This window comes from Acutalibacter intestini, assembly GCF_034334985.1.
Lineage (GTDB): Bacteria > Bacillota > Clostridia > Oscillospirales > Acutalibacteraceae > Acutalibacter > Acutalibacter intestini.
In genome coordinates, this window is record NZ_JAWXXL010000039.1 from 12,226 (window position 1) to 33,018 (window position 20,793).

Below are 20,793 nucleotides of genomic sequence, written 5' to 3' on the forward strand. Positions count from 1 at the left end.
TTTACACGTCCTTCTTGTAGTATTGGCTTTGAATATTATATAAATCATAATACCCGCCTTTTAAGCACATAAGCTCCTCATGCGTCCCTTTCTCTGTTATCTGACCTTTCACCAAGAACATGATTTTATCGCAAAACTGGGTTGATGCAAGTCTATGAGATACGAAGACACTACTTTTACCTCTACTTAAATCAAAATATGATTTATATAACTTGCTTTCAGCAATAGGGTCTAGATTTGATGTTGGTTCGTCAAGTAAAAGGCATGGAGAATCTTTATATAATGCTCTCGCTAACGCTAATCTTTGTTTTTCTCCTCCAGATAATTCAATACCATTGGGATCGATTATTTTTGTTAAATTATCATCAATCCGAGTAATTAATTCCTGTAGGCCTGCATCTTGTAAACATTTAACAACTGCTTTTCTGCATGTATGAGATTCATCATGCATTGAAACATTTTGACCTATTGAAAAAGGCAAAATTCTTATGTTTTGAAAAACTACAGAGAAAAATGAGTATATTTCACTGGGCGATAAGTCGGAAGAATTTATTCCATTTATAAAAATTGAACCCGATGTAGGCTGATATAATCCACAGAGGATTTTGATGAGTGTGCTTTTACCAGCACCATTCTCTCCAACTAAAGCTATTTTCTCTCCAGATATTAATTCAAAAGTGATATCTTTCAAAATATCTGGTCCTTCCTTTGTATAACGGAAAAATACATGGTCAAATCTGACAGTAATTTTAGTGTCAGAAAACGATTCATTAAAATCAGAATTATTTTCAATAATATGATGGCTTTCAATATAATTTTTAACTATAATCGCATCCTTAGATGATGATTGCAACTTTGTGACAAATTTTACTAAGCCTAAAATGTATGAAGAAAATCCTGAAATACAACCCCAATAAAAGACAAAGTCATGTGGGGCTAATCTTCCTTTACTTAGTAAAATAAATATATAAATGTATGCAATACTATTTCTTAAAAAAAATAAAACTACCTCTACCAACTCTTGGAAAAGAAGCGATTTATTTATTTGATTGACGCAATTAATTTTATCGTGAATTAGTTCTTCATAAATCCTTGATAACCAATCTTGCATCGAATATAGCTTTATATCTTTGTTCTTATTATAATCAGAAACAGAATGGTTAATATATGTTATCTTTCGATCAAGTGGGACTGTTTTATCTCGCATTCGAAACATGTAATTGTCAACTTTTCTTTGAACGCAAATAGATAAAAGAGACGTTATCATCACAGAAATCACAACTACAACACTCATTTGAGAAATAATCGAAAATAGCAGCACGAAACACATCAGGTGTTCAATAAACTTTCCAAAATTTAATAAGGTGCCAGATATGCCGGTGTTGTCATTGAAAAGAATCGTTTGAACTTCTTGAAATTCATTTTGCCCTAATTCACTCTCAGCGTTTTGATAGTCTAATTTCATGCGAACTTCAAAAATTTTTCTTAAATAGTACATCTTATTGTTTGTAAGTAAGGTGCTTTTTGACGAATTTATAAACTCGCTGCTACTTTTTGCGATTAAAAAAACAAAACAAATTATTATTGTTTTTCCAATAATTACATCAAGGCGGCTTTCTTTTAAAATTTCATCGATAACTACACTTGGAAGTAAAATAAGCAGATAGGTTACAACTAATTCAAACAATCCCTGCATAAAAAATAACAATACAATTCGCTTTTCAGTTTTCCAGGCATTCTTTATTGTATACATTATTGCCTGAAACATTTCTTCAAACATAAGTCCACTCCTTAATGCGATAACGTTGGTAAATAGTTTTATTAGGCCCTATTATAAAATTAATATTGCAAAAAAGAAGATGCTGTGTAAAAATATGGACATGGAACGCTATGAATTAACAAAAGAACTGTGGGAGCGAGTAAAACAGATACTGCAAGCCCAAAGTACAAGGAAACGAGGCTGTCCTCTGAAAGATGACAAGAACATGCTCAATGGGAGGCTTTGAATCACCCGCAACGGAGTGCAGTAGCGAGAACTGCCGGAAGTGTATGGCCCCTGGCAGTCTGTGTACGCGCGATTATCCTAATGGCGAAACAAAGGCACATTGGAGGCCATGTCTCGTGTATTGGTTGCAGATATGGAAAACCTGAATTTGGACTCTACTTGCATTAAGGTTCACGAAAGCGCCAATGGAGAGGGAAAAACGCTGGATAAGGCAATTAATTGGACGAACCAGGGGCAGGGTTTAAAACAAAGCTACACGCTATTGTGGATGGGTTGGGGAACTCGGTTGAATTCATGCTGTCAGCGGAGAATAAGCATGTGAATTAATGGAGAAGGGAGAAATCAACGGCAGCGATATATTAGAAGACCGTGCTTATGGGGCAAAACGAACAGCGCTTATATCTCAGATCATGGTGCCAGCTATGTGATTCCGCCACAAAACAATGTTTCTGAGCTGTGGCTGGTAGACTGCTGGCTGTATAAAGAGCGCCATATGATTGAGTGCTTCTTCCAAAAGTTTAAATAGATTCGTCATATTGCCACCTGGTACGACAAGTTGGATGCGTCTTTTCTTGCCTTCGTTTACCTGGCCGCTATTGCTATTATTTTGATTTAGCACTGCTTCCTCTTTTTTCAAACAAGGCCTAATGTGTTTGCTTACTTCATTCAAATAAGCCGAAAACGGTAAGATACACATGCTACAATAAACTGTATAACTTCAGTCTGCTACCTAAAAAATTATTGTTGAGAGCAACTTAAAAACACATAACTATTCACACTCTGAAGTTGCATTATTGCACAGATATAACTGATTTATTAAGAAACATCCGTCAACAATAATTGTTCAATTATAGATACAACATTATCAAATGAAATGAAAAAGTCTGGAGTCAAATATTCATCAGGGATCTCAATGCCAAACGATTCCTCTAATTCAATTATAATAGAAACAAGTTGAATTGAGTCAATCTGTTCTGAATCAATCAATTTCAAATCTCCCTCCTGCTCAAGTAACCCAAGATCGTCAAAAATATTTGCAATCTTATTTTCGATATCAATTTTTTCCATACAAATTCTCCTTTTCTTTATTGCTGTCTATAAATGATATTATTATTCTTGGCAAAATACCGTCAGCTCTATGATTGTCATTTCTCTTCGAACTCTTATATCTCAGTATAGAAATTCTTATCATCTGTCAATTTACTTAGCATTTGGTCAAAGAAATATAAGTTAGGTGGACAAAAATGCGATTTTTTACATGCGCGAAAATGACAAATAGGACGCTTTTTACATGTATAACATTTCGAATTTGGTAATATTTTCCGTCGTAACCAGGCTTCATGCTTTCGTTCATCTATCCCTTCCGAAAGGGAACCAAAACGGTTTGCATTCGTTTCCATGTCACATGTACATTTTTTTATTAGTCCGTCAGAGCTGATTACATATGCATTTCTTTTTAGGGCATAACACACAGAACCAGCAGGCCGCATCGCCGTTTCAAAAACACTATTCCTGTGCCGAATTGCTTGCTTCAAAATAACCTCTGAGTAGTCATTTTCTGAACAGAATTCTTCTCTTATTGAATCATCAATCAATTGCCCATAGTCTCCAACAACCTGCCAAAAAATACCAAATTTATCATCAGATAAAAAATTCTTCTCTAAAAACTCTGAAAATTGGCCTATTTGAGATAACATTGGTTTTGTAAAATTGGTCCGCAAGTTGAAGTGTATTGTTTTACTTTTTATCCCGTTTTTAATGTCTAGCAAATTTTGAATAATCTGATTTGCTGTTCCTTCCCCTGTTGCAAGGTATCTCTGCTGATCATGATTGTGGGGTAATCCATCTAGTGTAATTTGATATTGAGTCACATGCAACTTTTTTAATTGCTTCACAATGTCAAGAGTCAAATTATAACCATTTGTAGTCATTCCAGCATAATAAACCTTCTTGTGTGCTTTACATAAGTCAATGAGTCGTTTTGACAAGTTCTCGATAACATCAAGCGCTTCTAGTGGTTCCCCCCCAAACCAATTTACCATCAGGCCTTTTTCAAAATGAATTTTTTTCTCTACAAATTCACACAGCTGCTCTTGTATAGCATCCGGCATTTTTCCTCTTAAAAAATTTTCATAACAGTAAGAGCACCTAAAGTTACATTGTTCTGTGGGTAAAATTGTTAGATACAAAAAATCATCAAAGAGCTGTTCTTCTTCAAGTTTTGCCATTTCTTGAAATTCATCTAAAGACAAGTCTATTAGAAACTGCAATGCATACAAACTCGTTTGCAAATCATCATCTTTATTTAACGCTTGCGGGGCTTGATTCAAAAGCATTGCTTTTGCCCGCATTGCTCTATTGCCATATATGCGAACAGCTTTTCCTGTTTTGGTATTGTACAAGGCAACTCCGTCGCTTTTGTTAATTAACTCATTATAAAATGAAGGCTTGACAAGATTTCTTTTCACAATAATCACCCTTTTAGTATGTTTTTTGCTCAAGCTAATTGATAATAATCAGACTGCAATAAGCAATTGAATGTAACAGAATCTCTTATCGAATTATCACAATTTGCATAGCATGGAAAACAAACAGATTTATTTTTACAAAACACGCATGAATCAGAATACATATTTAATAAATCGTTAGATGTGCCATTTCGACATGCCTGTCTAAACTTTAAAAGAGTCAAGTCATTCGCCCAATATGACTTGATATCTTTCTCATCTTTGGCATATTGCGCAAGATGTGGACATGGTAAAAGTTTTCCCTGAACGTCAATTGCCATATGAAATCGTCCTGCTTTACAAGCCTTATCTATGATTGAAATTGATCTCCCATATAAAAGTAGGCGTAACTCGTTATAGCAACTTTCAACTGATACATAGTCATCATATTTTTCACATACTTCTTTCAAATACTGTGTGTCTTCAATTGTCATCGGATGAGAGAGTTGGCCGTCATAATTACGCTTATTTGATAAAATGTCGATTCGCTTAACCCCCATTTCCTTAGCAATGATAATTAAATTTTCTAAATCATGAACGTTGGAATGGTTGGCAACCCAATTTATCACACAAAGCATATTCATTTGGTGAGCAATATCAATTGCTTTGATGGAGTAATTGAAACCATCACGTGTTTCTGAATGAATTGACTCTGTGGAACCATTTAAAGAGACATGAAGTGTATCTAAACCAGCTTGTTTCAATTCTCCAGCGTAGGATAAAGAAAAAGTTTTCCCTGATGTCGACATTCTTATATAAAACCCCTTCGCGTGAGCATATCTTATCGCAGGTATTAGATATGAATATAGCAGAGGATCCCCTCCGCTGAATTGTATAGCAGGCGTTCCCAATTCCGCTAGTTGATCAAGATACCTGCACAATAAGATAAAATCAATTTCTTTTAAGCCATCACTTTTTTTGAAACAAAATTTGCAGTTCAAATCGCACTTTTCTGTTACTTCAATATTGACGTTGATTGGTGATATATAACAATTCTTTTTTCTGTTGTACATCATCAAAGTTCGCCTCACATATCTTAAGCTTATTTATCGCCATTTTAATGATTACGAGAAAAAATTTATGATACAATCAAGCAGTTTGTTTTTAGTTAATACTTCTACAAAGTCAAAAATTGGGGCGTTTACAGCACTTAAAACTTCGTTTTTGAACGCAACATATCTATTCGTTCCCACAACATCTTTGTCAACATTTATTGAACCGAGTTTTGGTATTTTTCAATGGGATAAATCACTATTCCAAGGCATGTGGTTGAAAACATATTCTCAATCGCTAACTTAGTTTTAAGTATATATGATACATCATCGTGCGGATTCACAACTAAAAAAAAACGCGTCGGGTTGTGTCCCATATAAAAACTCTTGCTGGCGTAAAGGATAAGCTGCGAGATTATATGTACTATAGGGAATTGAGTTTGACTGTGTACCAACTATGCATATATCAACACATTTACGATCTAAATCATGCATCAGTTCATTTAGAAGCATAATTCTTTCAAACCCATCAATATTCACAGTTGAATGATATCCATCCGGAAAAGTGTAATCCATTCCGAAACAGTAAGCAGAAGGTTCAGAACCAATTTGTCCCACTTTGAAACCTGCTTTTAATAACTGTTCTCTCAACGCAAGTTGTACAGTAAATTTTCCTTGACTTGAACTAGTCCCTACCACAGCAACGACAGGGGTTATTATTTCATGCAATTTGCCAAATCTTCCTTTAGGAATACTTTGTTTATCTATATGTGGATAAAAGAAATCTTTACTATCACCGCCAAGGGAATCGATAAATGTACTATATAGAGATAAATCGTCGAAAGAATACATCTTCTTGTGATGCATACAACATTTTTCAATTAGTAATTTAAGAACATCGCACTTATATCGCCATGAAATATCGTCTAAATGACCGGCAATAATCACATCAAATTCGTCTGATTGCCAGGGTATTGTTTCAAAATTCTTTATTAATCTGTTGTTAATAGACTTATATGTAAGAAATCTTGAAACATTTTGCCCAATACGTCCAAAATGTTTTAAATCAAAAACATTTGTCACAGAAAAAACTAATTCTGTTTCATACGCTAACAAGCTATGAATTTCTTTAGCAAAAGGGAAAAAAATCGCTTTCGCGCCATCCAGCCATGATGGGCGTTCTTCAACTGGAGAAGAATTGTCAAAATTGTACTGCGTCAGAGAGATTTTTTTAAGCGTAGTTTCAATATTTGTTGTAGGAGTAGAATCTTTTAACAAAGTTATGATTTTGTTTGTTACATTTGCACAAGCAAAGCTGTTTCCACTAATGACTGTATGGTCAGGGTTAGGCCAAATAACTTTTTGCGAACACCCAAATCCACGTAGATTGACACAAGAACTCTGTATATATTCTATTTCACTTTTACCGCTTACATTAGGTGAAGAGTCAACACCAAGAACACATGGAAAAAAAGCCGGGTAAGATATAGCTCCTTCATTATCGTAGGCAGCAACTAGAATAGTCCCGCAATCCCTCAGTGATTTGCATACTCTCTCAAGTTCAAGCAGTTCTGAAAAATCATCCACATGAGTTAATCCAAAACTCATATTAATAATATCAAATCTTATTTTCATTTCTAGAACATAATGCAAAGCATCAATTAACTGGTTTGCACTACATTTAAAAGTGTCATCAAATAGTTTGATAACATATAATTCGACACTCAATTGGTTCCGGACAATTAACCCTGCTACCGCAGTTCCATGCCCAATATTATCTTCAAGGTCGCTAATGTGATTTTGTCCATTGTACCCCGTAGGATAAATCTTTAAAGATGAAAGTGCTTTATGGTTTGTGATGCCTGAATCAATTAATAATACTTTCATGTTTTGTCTCCTAAATACTCATGCTGAAACATCCGATTCATATACCGCATAGAAACTGTGTAAAGCCAGATTAATCGCATAGCGCTCAGAGATTAATCACACGCTCCTCCATATTTTAGGCTTAATTTGGCTGAAATTGAGTTCGACACTCTTTCCAGGCAGTATTCATCCTAACCGTTTTTTTCGGTTGAGTCTATGGCTCGTTAAGTCAACGAATGGATTCTTCACAAAAACGCTGCTAGTATACAGGACTTTATCATAAACCTTTATACCATGTGAAATGATTATAACAGACGCAGAGCGGCGAAGAAAAGAATCCCCGCCACTCTGCGAAATTTTTACCAGCAACAGTTACAATTTTCCCCAGAAACGTATAGCCTAATATCAGCCTTGCGCTTCAAAGGCTTTCTCAATTTTTTCATGACAAAACACACCTCCTAGAAAAAATATCACCAGCAACAATTACAATTTTCGCCAGTACTTGCTGTGTACAATAGCACCTTGTTTCTGTTAATATTTTTTGATGGCTTTTTCAATCTCAACAGAAGCACCTCCTATCTACAGACTGTAATGCAACAATTTTTCGTTTTGTAATGCACTAACTTTTTGATTTATTATACCTATATTATACCATTCTTGTCAATCGTCGCTTTTACTTAACTTCTCAGTTTCTTTTTGTTTAAATATACCATGAGTGAGCACTGGGCCAGATGAAAATTTGCGAAGTCGACAAATAGGCAGACCCTACGTCCCTTAAAAATAGACAATGATATCCAAACTCCTTCACACTTCCTGTTTGGGGGATTTCTTTTGTGGATGCGTCGGATTTTTGGCAATTCTATAGTTTGTCCTTGACAATGGGAACATTTTATACTTAACTAGCTTTGGGTTATAATTGGGTTTGTTGACAAAGTCGACTCTTGAAAAAAGATGCACAAAATTAAGCGGTGAAATGAGGTTATTCAAAGGAAGGGATCGTCTTTTTCCACCTATTTCTTTGTACGTTTTGCCAACGAGCGTTTTTCGTTTAGGACTTTGTCAACAGACCCATAATTTCCCCAAATTATCAATTTCGTTAATGAGGCCTACTACAATGTAATCAGGTTGGCAAGAGAAATTCATTTTTTCAGAAAAGCCTATTCTGCGGCCAAGCCAGCTCCGCAAAGTTTTGCCCCCCAATCCCAGCGTCCCCATTGTGATAGAGCGCCAAATGAAGGTGCGGTCCGGTGGAGTTACCTGTGTTGCCAATATACCCAATAAGCTGGCCTTGTGTGACGGCTTCTCCACTCGTTACCGCCAGCGCCGATAGATGCCCATAAGCGGAAATCCATCCATCCCCATGCTCAATAAAAACGCTGTTGCCAAAAGACCACATTCCGCCTACGCCATGAGCAGGGGTCCAGCCGTCCTGCGTATAGCGCACGGTCCCAGCGGCTACCGCATAGACTGGTTCACCGTAGCAGTTGGCAAATGAAATGTCGATTCCATTGTGTCCGGGGTAGGTGTCCCAGGAATGGCCGGGGAACGGGTAGGCGAAGCGCCCATCTGCAATAGAACTGATATCGCCCATGCCGCCTGTGCTCACCTGATAGTATCTTAAAACATGGTCCACATAATCAATATCACCGTAGCCGCTCCAGCCATGGGCGGCTGCCTGCATTTGGGAGAACTCCCGGGCGTTCTTCTTGGAATACCCGTCTCGGGATAGCGCCCAGGATATGTAGCCGTTTCCGAAGTTGTAGCCTTGCAATGCCAAGCTAATGGCCGGAATATCCGTAGGCCCAGCAGCCCCGGCAAGCTGGAGATTAGCAGCTATAATGCTTGTCCCAAAGTTGATGGATTCCTCCAAGCTGACCGGAGTACCCACTGGCAGGCCCATACCTTCGGCGCATTGCATCACGTCGCCGCCCACATCGGCCACCCGGCCCCCGGATTCCTGCATGATAACGGCAGCAACTAGAGGCGCATACTCCGGGATTCCATTCGCCTGACACGCCGCGCTGATCTGCGGCATGAGGGCCAGTACATCATCAGACAGTCCCACATTTCGGGCCGAGCCGCCGCCCCGCAGCGCTCCTACAATCGCGGCGATTATCAGTAAAGGTATAAGAAAAAGCGCCGCCAGCGCTCCCAAGGATGATGAACTGTGGGAGGCGCTGGCGGCTATGCTCTCTACGGTTTCTTTGATCTTCGCTGCAGCTTTCTCTGGGGCCTGGATTACTGCCCCCACTCCCGGAGCGGCGGCATTGGCAGCGGCAGAAGCCCCAGCATTTCCTGCCGATTGCCCTGCGGCTTGGAACGTCTGCAAAGCCGCGCCGGATGTTTCAGCGGTTCGGAGTGCCGCACCCTGATTCTGCAAACTGTTGGTGAGGGCGCTGTTCTCCCATGTGGTAATGGAGGATTCTTCGCTCAAATGCAGATTGTTGTCCTCTGCCTGCATATGGGGCGAATCTTCCACCTTTGCAGGAAAGAGATTTCTTTTTGTTTGACGCGGCGAAGTGTCTTTCTGATGGTGGCCCGCTTTTTGCGGTGCAGAACACCTCTGGCTCTTTGAAGTGGCTGGGGCAGATGTTTCCTCTGCTACTGACTTTTCCTCTGACGAAAAGGGAACCGGCTCAACATCGGTTTGCACATTTTCACCAGGAACATCATCCGCTATACTGAAAAAGTGGTCTTGTCTTTCAGTATGATGTTGGCCGTGAGGTTCGCTGGATACGGGCTTGAAATTCTCCTCTTGCTGTTTCGATGCTTTCGTCGGCGTATGTACTCCCCTATCTGGCGGTACAGTTTCTGCCGTGGGTGCCTGTCGGGGCGTGATGGGCGAGGTCCATCGGTTCTCTCTTTCGAACTGCCGGGGCACAGATTTACCCGCTAACGCCTTCTCTACAGTCCGCTTACTTTCTTTCATCAATAAATTAGCGGATTGTAGCGACCGATTGCCAATCACATTGATAGCATATTGCTCTGAACTGTCAACATCCCGATTCTGTTTGTCCCTTGTCTGTAAATCGTCACTCATCTTTCCACCTCCCGCTGATACCGTACTTTCATCTGCGCCGGATAGAGGTTAACCGTGGGCCTACGCTTGCTGGTCCAACGCAGACCGCCAGCCTGCCCAATGCACTTCCAGCCAGCAGCCCGCAAACTGGCTCCGGTTTCGCTCTCCAAAATGTAGGTAATTAAGCGCTTGTGGCCCATGGCCCGCGCTGCCCGCCACGCCGCCGCATAGAGCATAGAGCAGGCGTTTCGGGAACCGTCTGTACACAGGCGGTTGACTTCCAGGGTCCAGCCATCGTCCAGATAGCGGCTGACCGGCCTGCCGACAATCACCATGCCGATAATCTTTTCTCCATCAGACAGCCCGATGGAAAACTTATGCCCGGTCACCGGGCCGTGGTGCCGGTGGTATGCGCTGACAAAGGCGTTGGCTTCTTTCAAACTGATTGGTACAATTTCTATAACTATCCACCTCCTAAAGAAATAGAGCCACCGTGAAAACGCTGTTTCACGATAGTTCTTTGGATATATAATGAATTATTTCATGGTCGGCATCTTTTATGTAAAGCTTTACATAAAAGATGTTTGGGATAGATATTGGTTATGTAAAGATACCTGCTGATTTTCGTAAAAGTAAAGGAAATCAGCAGGTAAATCTTTACATAAAACTCTCGCTATGGTATTCTTGATAGCACTACTATCAAGGAGGCACTAACATGAACAGTAATCCCAGCGAAATCATTAAGTCCTTTGCCAACGAATTGGAGCGTATTGGTTACGGTGAACGGACACTGCTTCAATACCAGTCAATATTTAAGGAACTTTTGAGTTATTGCAGCCAGCACGGTATTATCCAATACAGTTCCTCAGTTGGCGAAATGTTCCTCAAAGAAGCATTTCATGATGTCAAATTCAACAAATCAACTACGCGGAAAGCTAGTACCTATATCCGCGTAATCAATATGCTCAGCTATTTTGCAGAAAATGGTACTGTTCCATTTCGATTTAAGCGTTCTGATTATCAGTTCCCCATATGGTTTCAGCCCGTATATGAGAAATTTCTGGCTTACAGAAAGTACCAGGGAATAGTTGACCGCACGATCCACAAGCAGCACTGCTATTTTGAAAAATTTGCGGCTTACCTGAACAATAATGGAATAGATTCCATTCAGAAAATCAATATGGCCATTTTAGAGAACTATGTAGCATCTCTCTCCATTTTTTCACTGTCAGTCAGATATAATACAGTTTTAGCGCTAAGGATGTTCCTATTGTTTTTATATGAAAATGGCTACGTGGCTACGAACTACAAAGATACTATTCCCAACGTAAAATATTCGCACAAATCCACCATTCTATCCGTTTACTCTCCGGAAGAAATTGAACGACTGCTGGAATGTGTTGACCGTGGCAATGCAACTGGAAAACGTGACTATGCTATTTTCTCCTGGCTGCACGTTTAGGACTTCGTGCATCTGATATCTGCGGCCTGACTTTTAACGATATTGACTGGGAAAACAGCAGAATTTGTGTTTTGCAGAAGAAAACAAAAGAGACTTTGCAACTCCCTCTCAGCGGCGAAATAGGCAATGCAATCATTGAGTATCTTCGATATGGCAGACCAAATTCCGACTTTCGCACGATATTCCTTCGCCACCATCCTCCAATACGACCCATTATTTCTTCAAGTGTCCATTGTATGATCCAACGTTACTTCTCTGCGGCTGGAACTGACACCCAAGGGAAAAAGCATGGGCCACATGCACTTCGTCATTCCCTGGCAACGAATATACTAAAAAACGATATACCTCTCCCCACGATCTCAGAAGTACTGGGCCACACAACCACCACATCCACACAAATCTACCTGAAAATAGACCTAAATAAATTGTCCAAATGTGCTTTGCCAGTATTAGGAGAGGAGGATTCTCTGTGATTACTTCTACTCCCATACAATATGCAGAGCCTTGGGTCGAGGTATTTATTTCCTACATACAGTTCAAGCGAGGGTTGGGCTTACAGTATGACAGACCTGAATACGAACTTATGGCCTTATCACGCTTTCTTGCTGAAAGGGCAGGAAACCGTCTTGAAATCACACAGGAGACAGCAGAGGCGTGGTGTCAACGGCGGGATGGCGAGAGCGTTAGCTCCTGGTCGTATAGATTCGCCATCTTCCGGCAGCTCGCAATATACCTCAATTCCAGAGAAATCCCTGCATATATTCCCCTAAGCCCTAGGATGCGTACAGTTAAATATGTCCCTTGCATTTTCACGGAAAGTGAAATACTCAGGATATACAATGAAGCAGATAAACTGGAGCTGTCACGCCAATCCGGTTACAATAAAATTATGCCTGAAGTTCTCAGGATACTGTTTTCTACGGGGCTGAGAATATCTGAGGCAGTCAATTTGAAAATAACGGATGTAGATTTAACAGATGGAGTACTGTATATTCTTGAAAGCAAGAATCTCAAAAGCCGCCTTGTTCCAATGAATGTTTCATTAACAAAACGGCTGCAACAATACAGCTATTCATGCTGCCAAGAAAGAGAGTACTTCTTTGAAACCAAACGGAATACGGGTATCTCACAGAACACCTGCTACAAGCTGTTCCGAAAAATTCTTTTTCGTGCCGGAATCCCCCATGGCGGTCGTGGTTTTGGGCCACGCCTGCACGATACCCGTCATACTTTTGCCGTTCAATCCCTAAAAAATATGACCACTCAAGGATTGGACATATATACTGCGCTTCCGTATTTATCTGCATATCTAGGCTACGAGTCAATAAAAGAGACAGAAGGTTATCTCCGTTTAACCGCAGATGTATATCCTAAGATTGAACAACTGCTCAGCGATTATACCGGCCATGTTGTTCCAGAGGTATAGACAATGGTGCAGACGACAGCTTTTGCCAGTATTTGCGCAAATATTTACAGGTCTATTTACCTGGAATCTAAGGTCTAAGCAAAAATACCATCTATTCATATAGGGATGCTATGACGCTTCTTTTGAAGTATTGCGAAAAATATGAAGGAATCAAGATTGAGAAATTCGATTTAGTACATTTCAGCCGCGAACTGGTTATCCGTTTCCTGGACCATTTGGAAAATAATTTAAATTATTCAATCGCTTCCAGAAACCAACGCCTTGCCGTAATACATGCCTTTTTCCGATTCCTTTTGCGAGAGAACGTATCGTACATTTCTCAGGCCCAGGAAATACTTGGTATACCAATGAAGAAAAAGACTAAACGGCCTCCTGTTTATCTTACTCTCGATGCCATTGAACTGCTTTTACAGCAACCCGACAAATTGAAAATAGATGAGCTAAGAGATTTGGCTCTTATAACTGTCATGTATGATACTGGGGCGCGAGTGCAGGAGATAATTGACTTAACCGTGAGTGATATTAGGATTGTCTCGCCACCAGTCGCAATCTTGCATGGAAAAGGTAATAAGACGCGAATTGGTCGTGTTGACAAAGTCCAAAATTGCAAGAAGCTATCGGTAAAATACACAAAGAAAGTGGGAGAAAGGGCGAGTTTTCCTTTTAGGAAGCCTGCATTTTCTTGCCAATTTTTGTGCAACTTTTTTTCGAGGAGGACTTTGTCAACACAGCCGAATTGTCCCACTTATGAGAAAAACCCAGGCGTTGATTGAGTATTATCTCGATAGAAATAATTTGAGAGATGCAGAAAGAGATGTTATCCATTATTTAGGAACAAATATGGAGAACCGTTTACCAGAGCTGGAATTGCATATCTATTGAATAAATACGCTAAGCGAGCGGCTCAGAAGAAAGCAGATGTCATACCAGAGCATATACATCCGCATATGTTACGCCATTCAAGGGCAATGCACTTGCTCCAGTCCGGGGTAAATCTTATTTACATCCGTGATATTTTGGGGCATGTGGCCGTTACAACAACAGAAATATATGCCCGCGCAGACGATGAGGCCAAAAGACGCGCCATTGAAGCTGCTTCTCCGTATATGCATAACACCGTGAAAGACTGGGAAGAAAATTCCAAACTGCTTGATTTGTTAAGATATATGGGCTGATTTCCTTAGCTTCAGCAGAGATCAGCCCGTATCTTTACATAATCAATATCTACCCCAAACAATTTTTACAGGGTTCATACCCCATCGCAATAATCTCGTCCCGCGTCCCATGAAGTTCAACCTTGTTGGATTCATTCATCTTTTTTACACTGGAACAGTCCGGATAATGGAATTTCTTGGTATTCGCGTTGCCAATAAAATCCCCGCCGACCACCGCAGGCTGTTCGATAGCTGGTGTAGGCGTAGGCTCTGGTTCTGGCGTGGCAGATAACTCGCTTTCACCGTTGGCGTAGTTTATCGTAACCCCCGGCTGGACATTGTAGGCATACACGCAAAAACTGATCCCCGCGCCCTCGTCCTCCACAGAGTAGCCCTCCATTAGAACACCGCTGGCAAGGAGGTTATCGCCGTCAAATATGGACGTAACGCGGTATAGAACATGGTTCTTTGTTTCCTTCACATAGTCGGCCACCATATTTGCAAATGGCAGCATACCCTCAATATTCAAGTAGCGGGTGCCGGTAATCAGGTTGCTGGTATTGGCATTTTCACCGGAAAGCTGGTAGCCAATCAGGTGACAGCGGTTATAGAGGTAATTTCCATCCACCAGCCCATCATAGCGTACCGTCTGCCAGCCGGAGGGCTTGACCTGCCCAATCTCACCGCGCTTTTCGGTGGGCATCAGGTCCTCACCTACGCAAGCATAGGCCATGACACAGCGGCCCAAGCTATCCAGATCGGAGTAGGATTCAAAGGAAACCGTGGTGTAGTCGGATTCCGTGAAGTAGGGCACGTTGCCGTTGACCTCAGTATAGGCGTAGCCCGAATATGCTGGTATGCTGGATATATCAACAGCAACCGGTGTCGGCGCAGGCGTGGGTGAGGGTGTCGGCGTTGGAGTGGGTGTGGGGGTTGCCGTGGGTTCCGGTGTAGGGCTCTCAGTTGGCTTCGGGGTAGGTGTAGCGGCCTCGCTGGAAACTTCCAACGTGACGGAACTGCTTATGGGGCTGCTTCCGCTTTCATCCAGAGAACAGCCGCTAATCAGGAAAGTCAGGGATAGGATAAGGGCAAGATATTTCAAACTTCGTTTCACTTTGTGTAGACCTCCAAAGTTATTTTTTCGTGGGAACTGCCCGGAAAATCTTCTGTTAAAATGAGCCGCCACTTACCGCCGTCCAGCTTTATTGGGAACTTCACATCAGATGGATAAGTCCTGTTCCAGTGAAACAAGAAGATTTTTTCGATAAACGGCAAATATGGCGTTACATCTGCATTTTCTACAAGGCAGTAATCCTCCAGCCCAGCCTTATCTAAAAACTGCGTATCAACCTGAACTTGCGGCGTACCAAACTCTGTAAAGAGCGGCGCACTATACTCGTTCATCCAGAGAGTTGAGGTGGCGGTCATGTCCAAAATTCGTTGCAGCGCTGCTCTGTCCCGCGACTGCCTGCGGTGGTTAAACATCATGCCGCCACCGTCATCCACAAAAGCAATCAAAATCAATGTCAAAGCCTCCTTTGCCATTAGAAATGTGCTGTAAAAAAAGAAAGGTAAGCATTTCGAGAAATGCTTACTTCTGATACAGTTTAACCCTATTTTTTCGTTGTAATGTACAAATCTTCAAATAAATCCTTGCGAACCAAGCGCTTATATGGTAAAATTAGATAGAGAAAAACCTGTCTCAAAAAGTTTGCTTTTTAAGACAGGTTTTGTTTGCACCGTACATTTTTCGTGTCCGGGTTTTCCCTGATTTTGCGATAAAAGGTAGCCCGGCTCATATCGCAAAGTCGTGTAGCCTCGCTTGTGGAAATTATCCTCTCATCCCATTGACGCACTATCTCCACAAAGTTTTCCGGCACGGGCTTCTCTGGCCGACCGAATTTAACCCCCCTGGCTTTCGCTGCGGCTATTCCCTGCTCCTGGCGCTTCTTGATGTTTGCCCGCTCATTTTCAGCCACAAAAGAGAGAATTTGCAGCACCAGATCGGCTATAAAGGTGCCCATCAGGTCCTTTGCTGTGCGGGTATCTAAGAGTGGCATATCTATCACGCAAATATCAGCACCCTTTTCTTTTGTGAGGATGCGCCACTGCTCCTGCACATCCTTGTAGTTGCGTCCCAGGCGGTCAATACTCAACACATAGAGAAGATCGCCTTGCTTGAGCCTGCGGACAAGCCGCTTATACTGGGGCCGCTCAAAATCCTTGCCAGACTGCTTGTCTATGTAGACGTTCTTCCTAGGCACAGCTTTTGCCTCCATTGCGATCCGCTGCCGGTCCTCGTTCTGATCCGTGCTGGAAACACGGATATAGCCATAAATCATACGCATCTCTCCTATCTAATTTTCAGCAACCCCCGCGCCATAGGAGAGCCGCTATCTATTATTGTACAGATTTCTTCACTGGCTGGCAGTTACAAAGAGGCATAAGCCCTTTCCCACATCCCCGCCCGAAGCCGGGAACATGGGAAAGGGCTGTGGTTTCCCACAGCCCCTTGGTTATCGCTTAGATTTCCACCTCCCCCATCTGCCGCGCCCTGCCGGGAGCACTCTGCTGTTTTAGGCTCTGGATTTTGGCCCGCACCGATTCACGGTTCTGGGCAGTCTTATCCAAGTTGGGGATTTTCGCCCGCAGTCTGGCAGTCGTGCCGCTCAGCCGCTCAAAGGTGTTGGCAAGCCCCAGGAATCCAGAACGGATCAAGCGCAGGGCCCCCGGACGGTCGGCGGCTATGTGCTGCTGTACCGCCTTACCGCTTACGGTCCGGCCAGCGTTGCCAAGATGTACATTCGCGGCATGGAGCTCGTCGGAAATGACCTCGGCTTTGTGGGCGCTTTTCCTCATGCGCAACTCCGTGTCGTGGAGGACGCTCTGCACTTTTTCCAGCAAGCCGGGAATGTGTGCGGCGTGGATGGTGGACACCAGGGCATCGTGGCTTAGTTTAGCCGCCCGCCCCGCCGTGTCGCGAAAGGTCTCCTTGACGCGCTCCACCACGCTTTTCGCCTCCTTTACAACCTCCGCGCCCACATTGAGAATAGGCGCATACTCGCCGCCCGCCTGCTGGCGCAGGTTGGCCAGCTCCTTTTCCATCTGCCTAAATGTGGCCAGCAGCTCGTCAATATGCGCCGCAATCTCCTCCATTCGAGACTTTTCCACATAGAGCCGGTTCTGCTCCATGGATTCAAACAGGTGTATCACTTCCGGACTCTCGCCCAGAGGCAATGATGTCATTGTCAGCCCTCCCTTTCTGTAACGATTTTTTACGATTTCCTTGCTATCACCGCCAATCTGCCGTTTCTCTGCGAATACTCGCAGGTCACCAGGGTCAGGAGTCTGTCACCAAAGACAAGCTCCCGCCCAGTATCATAAAGCCTCCTTTCGTCAAGATTATTCACAAGAGTGTTGAAAGCACCAGTGCTGATGTTGATTTGGTCAAACAGGTTCCACTCACCGTCCACATAACTGCCCTTTTCCCGAACCACCGCCGCCACTTGGTAGGTTTCAGCGCCGTACTCTGTTTCCATGACAATCTCAGGATGAGCGGCGCAGTAGTCCTCATCTGCATAGTTCAGCAGCGCGGAAAACATACTGCCGTCGTTCATGTGGTGGCCGTAAATAATGAGCTGGTCGGAGGTGTCCAGGCTGCACCGCTCATCCAGAAACGGTAGCCCATAGTCGGTGTAGTTGCCGTCAAAATTATGCTTTAGGTAGAAATCGCCGTTCTGCATGACAGGGAAGTCTATGCCTGTGCCGGCAATAGACACCCAGCCCACACAGTCCGGGTTCTTCTCCTTCAGCAACGCCAAGTCATGGAGAACAGGCGTGTCAGATTCCTTAACGGCGGTATCACTTTGCGGCAAAGCTGGCCGTTCTGTCAATGGCTTTCCTCCTTTCAGATCAGTGGCAGGCGTTTTTGCGGCCAATTTCCGCAGTTCAACGATTTTCGTTTCCTGCAAGTCTGATTCATGCCAGACGTTCACCAGCCAACAGGCGGCAACCACAGCGCCAAGAAACATCAGCACGGCCAGTGCCATCGCAAACTTTCTCATCGGTGCCCTCCGGAGCGCTTGCGGGAATCCCGATAAATGAGCAGGGCCACAATCACCCCCGCCAGTAACACAAAGCCAGCGGCGGCAAAGGGAAGAAGGTGTTCCAGATCTTTCAGAGTGAGCTCTTGTGCCTCCCCTTCGGCGACTTCGCCGGGAAGATAGGTTTCCACCTTGACCTCCTGCAAGGATTTATCTTTCCCGACTTCAAAATGGACAGTATCGCTCTGTACGCCCTGGGTAATTTTCAGCGCATACTCCCCCTGGGGCACACGAATCAGGCAGTGGGCAGTTTCCCCGGATTTCCACTTTGCCAGCTCAGTATCGTCCTCACTTAGTAGCACAAGGTCTGCTCCCACAACCAGGGAGTTGGTGGCGGTACTCCACACGGACAGGTCAACCGCCACATATTTGCAAGCGACTGTGAATTTGCTCCCCAAACCGGAGGGAATCTCTGTGGCAATCTTTTCCGCAGAATAGCCATTCGGCAGTTCGATGGGTACTGCCACGAACTCCGCGACCGGCACATTCTGAATGAGCGCTGTCCCGTCCTCACTGGTCTTGCCCACATAGATGGCGTTGGCTTTCGTGTAGGGATCAGCCCACTTTTCATCGGCGGCTTTCTGATCCTTGATCTGCGCCAGGGTTTCGCTGATGTCGGTGCTGTCGCTCTCCGTTTCCTTTTTGACCTCCGGCAATGGAGCCTCTCCCGGTTCAAACAGGCCCACGGTCGCGCCGGCAACCGGCTGACCGTCATTGTCCACCACGGTCAGGGTCAAATCCCGCTGGTTCGCCACAAAGCTGAAGGCCAGATAGGCGCTCCCGCCAGCGGCCATCTCTATGGCCTGCGCCTCCGGCAGTTCAAAGCCTTTCACGTTTTTTGGAGTGATGGTGTACTCGCCAGCGGGAATGTCAGTGACGATTTTCCCATCTGTGCCGGTCTTGAAGTCCTTTTTGAACTTACCGCCCTCGGCCCTGGTTCCGCTGACCTCAAAGGAAAACGCCTGCCCTGTTTTGTCAGAGGTGCAGGCGATAGTCAGCTGTCCATCCAGGACAGAGGTTGGAGCGGGTGTAGCGGTGGGAATAGGGGTGGAGGTGGGTTTGGACGTAGCGGTCGGAGCCGGAGTAGGCGTGACCTTCGGTGTGGGCGCTGTGGTGGGCGTGGGTTTTGTCACTGTGTTGGTCGTGCCGCCCTGGTTGACGGGCGGTGCGGGAACCGGCGTAGGGACGAGCGTGGGCTCGGGCTCTTTCTCCGTCAGATACTGTGTGTAGCTGCGCCCGGATTTCTCAGCCAGCTTGTAGGAGATATGCACCGCGCCACATATCTGCCCGGAGTTTTTCAAATGGTTCAGCTCCTCCTGGGCGGCTTGCAGGGTGACGTACTCAAAGGTCTTGCTCTCGCCCTTTTCGCCCAGCGCTGCGCCGAAATTCTCATATTCCACAGTCACGCTACCGATCTGCTTTTCGTTACTAGCAGTCAGCTCCACGGCAGGAGAAAACTTCCCGGCAATGAGTACCTCGCTGTCCCCAGCAACAATCTTCTTGCCCTCGCTGGTGCGAATCTCTTTATCACCGCCAGAGATTTCCAGCCCGGTAACGGAGAACTTTACGCCAGAAGTATCTTTGTACCCTTTTGGGGTAGATGCAGGCCGCAATTCATACTCGCCGGGGTCCAGACTGCCCACAGTGATCTGTCCCGCCTTGTCGGTAGTCAGGCCGGTCTTGACAGAGGCCGTTCCTTTATACAAGGTATAGGCGGCGTTGGGGATGGGCTTGAGGGTCCGGCTGTTCTTGACCGTCAGGGTCACACTGCCCTTTGCGGTGGCCACGTCCACCGGGTCATACACAGCAAGGCCCAGCTTTTTCTCGACCGTTTCTCCGCCGCATACCAGCTTAACAGTCTGCTCGGCAGAGGCATAGAGGGAATCGAATTTGAGCGTGTTCCCCTCAAAAGAGACAGTAAAGGCGGGGTCCTCCCCCGCCTCCACATTGGTGATCTCTTTGTCCATGGCAAACGAGCCGGAAAATGTGTCCCCGGCAGTTTCCCGAAAGTATACCCGGTCCGGGGTGGGCGCGTCGGTCACAACCACCGCCCCAGCCGGGAGCGCGCTTGCAAAAGCAAAGGCCGCTGCCAGTGCGACAGCGGCCAGTCTATTCACTGTTTTCATAGGGTTCTCCTTTTTAAGAACCTGTTTAGTATCTAGCCAACCATCCGGTCCAGTGATAAAATAGAGGGGATGAGGGGGGAAGACAGGTGAGGAAAAGCTATCCAAGTGACATCAGTCGGAAACAATTTGAAGA

The 20,793-nt window shown here is 44.1% G+C and carries 17 protein-coding genes and 2 pseudogenes; 6 read left to right on the forward strand and 13 right to left on the reverse strand.

Annotation, left to right across the window (positions count from 1 at the left end):
* Position 1 precedes the first annotated feature (1 nt).
* The 7 genes from U8U68_RS18225 to U8U68_RS18255 all read right to left on the reverse strand — a co-directional run bounded on the left by U8U68_RS18225 (position 2) and on the right by U8U68_RS18255 (position 10,856).
* A complete protein-coding gene (locus U8U68_RS18225; protein WP_322203386.1) occupies positions 2–1,780 on the reverse strand; it encodes an ABC transporter ATP-binding protein in 1,779 nt (592 codons plus the stop codon).
* A 1,041-nt stretch (positions 1,781–2,821) separates the two neighbouring features.
* Positions 2,822–3,073, reverse strand: a complete 252-nt coding sequence (locus U8U68_RS18230; protein ID WP_322203388.1) for a phosphopantetheine-binding protein — start codon at positions 3,071–3,073, stop codon at positions 2,822–2,824.
* A 95-nt stretch (positions 3,074–3,168) separates the two neighbouring features.
* Positions 3,169–4,473, reverse strand: a complete 1,305-nt coding sequence (locus U8U68_RS18235; protein ID WP_322203390.1) for a radical SAM protein — start codon at positions 4,471–4,473, stop codon at positions 3,169–3,171.
* Positions 4,474–4,502: 29 nt separating this feature from the next.
* On the reverse strand, positions 4,503–5,528 hold the full coding sequence (locus U8U68_RS18240) for a radical SAM protein (RefSeq protein ID WP_322203392.1): 1,026 nt from the start codon (positions 5,526–5,528) through the stop codon (positions 4,503–4,505).
* Positions 5,529–5,831: 303 nt separating this feature from the next.
* Positions 5,832–7,391, reverse strand: coding sequence for a S8 family serine peptidase (locus tag U8U68_RS18245; RefSeq protein ID WP_322203394.1), 1,560 nt, complete (start codon positions 7,389–7,391; stop codon positions 5,832–5,834).
* Positions 7,392–8,517: 1,126 nt separating this feature from the next.
* On the reverse strand, positions 8,518–10,410 hold the full coding sequence (locus U8U68_RS18250; protein WP_322203396.1) for a peptidoglycan DD-metalloendopeptidase family protein: 1,893 nt from the start codon (positions 10,408–10,410) through the stop codon (positions 8,518–8,520).
* Positions 10,407–10,856, reverse strand: coding sequence for an XF1762 family protein (locus tag U8U68_RS18255; protein WP_322203415.1), 450 nt, complete (start codon positions 10,854–10,856; stop codon positions 10,407–10,409). Before U8U68_RS18255 ends, U8U68_RS18250 begins: the two co-directional genes overlap by 4 nt.
* A gap of 248 nt (positions 10,857–11,104) precedes the next feature.
* Between U8U68_RS18255 and U8U68_RS18260 the strand changes: the two genes are divergently transcribed.
* The 6 genes and pseudogenes from U8U68_RS18260 to U8U68_RS18280 all read left to right on the forward strand — a co-directional run.
* Positions 11,105–11,851, forward strand: a complete 747-nt coding sequence (locus U8U68_RS18260) for a site-specific integrase (RefSeq protein ID WP_322203398.1) — start codon at positions 11,105–11,107, stop codon at positions 11,849–11,851.
* 26 nt (positions 11,852–11,877) lie between these two features.
* The gene (locus tag U8U68_RS22510; RefSeq protein WP_367575856.1) at positions 11,878–12,324 is read left to right on the forward strand and encodes a tyrosine-type recombinase/integrase; all 447 of its coding nucleotides are present in this window, start codon (positions 11,878–11,880) and stop codon (positions 12,322–12,324) included.
* Complete coding sequence (locus U8U68_RS18265) at positions 12,321–13,277, forward strand: tyrosine-type recombinase/integrase (RefSeq protein WP_322203400.1); 957 nt, start codon at positions 12,321–12,323, stop codon at positions 13,275–13,277. The genes U8U68_RS22510 and U8U68_RS18265 overlap by 4 nt, the downstream gene beginning before the upstream one ends.
* 83 nt (positions 13,278–13,360) lie before the next feature.
* Positions 13,361–13,570: pseudogene (locus U8U68_RS18270) on the forward strand (site-specific integrase); the annotation flags it as partial.
* A gap of 54 nt (positions 13,571–13,624) precedes the next feature.
* The gene (locus U8U68_RS18275; RefSeq protein ID WP_322203417.1) at positions 13,625–14,050 is read left to right on the forward strand and encodes a tyrosine-type recombinase/integrase; all 426 of its coding nucleotides are present in this window, start codon (positions 13,625–13,627) and stop codon (positions 14,048–14,050) included.
* A gap of 63 nt (positions 14,051–14,113) precedes the next feature.
* Positions 14,114–14,452 (forward strand): annotated as a pseudogene (locus U8U68_RS18280) (tyrosine-type recombinase/integrase); the annotation flags it as partial.
* 49 nt (positions 14,453–14,501) lie between these two features.
* Here the strand turns inward: U8U68_RS18280 and U8U68_RS18285 are convergent.
* From U8U68_RS18285 to U8U68_RS18310, 6 genes are all read right to left on the reverse strand, one after another.
* On the reverse strand, positions 14,502–15,545 hold the full coding sequence (locus tag U8U68_RS18285; protein WP_322203402.1) for a DNA/RNA non-specific endonuclease: 1,044 nt from the start codon (positions 15,543–15,545) through the stop codon (positions 14,502–14,504).
* The gene (locus U8U68_RS18290; protein WP_322203404.1) at positions 15,542–15,955 is read right to left on the reverse strand and encodes a ribonuclease Z; all 414 of its coding nucleotides are present in this window, start codon (positions 15,953–15,955) and stop codon (positions 15,542–15,544) included. Before U8U68_RS18290 ends, U8U68_RS18285 begins: the two co-directional genes overlap by 4 nt.
* Before the next feature lie 194 nt (positions 15,956–16,149).
* A complete protein-coding gene (locus U8U68_RS18295) occupies positions 16,150–16,779 on the reverse strand; it encodes a recombinase family protein (protein ID WP_322203406.1) in 630 nt (209 codons plus the stop codon).
* Between the two features lie 175 nt (positions 16,780–16,954).
* Positions 16,955–17,677: a DUF6674 family protein gene (locus U8U68_RS18300; protein WP_322203408.1), complete on the reverse strand. Its 723-nt coding sequence runs from the start codon at positions 17,675–17,677 to the stop codon at positions 16,955–16,957.
* Between the two features lie 29 nt (positions 17,678–17,706).
* Positions 17,707–18,495, reverse strand: a complete 789-nt coding sequence (locus tag U8U68_RS18305; protein ID WP_322203410.1) for a class B sortase — start codon at positions 18,493–18,495, stop codon at positions 17,707–17,709.
* Positions 18,492–20,660: a SpaA isopeptide-forming pilin-related protein gene (locus U8U68_RS18310; protein ID WP_322203412.1), complete on the reverse strand. Its 2,169-nt coding sequence runs from the start codon at positions 20,658–20,660 to the stop codon at positions 18,492–18,494. Before U8U68_RS18310 ends, U8U68_RS18305 begins: the two co-directional genes overlap by 4 nt.
* Positions 20,661–20,793 lie beyond the last annotated feature (133 nt).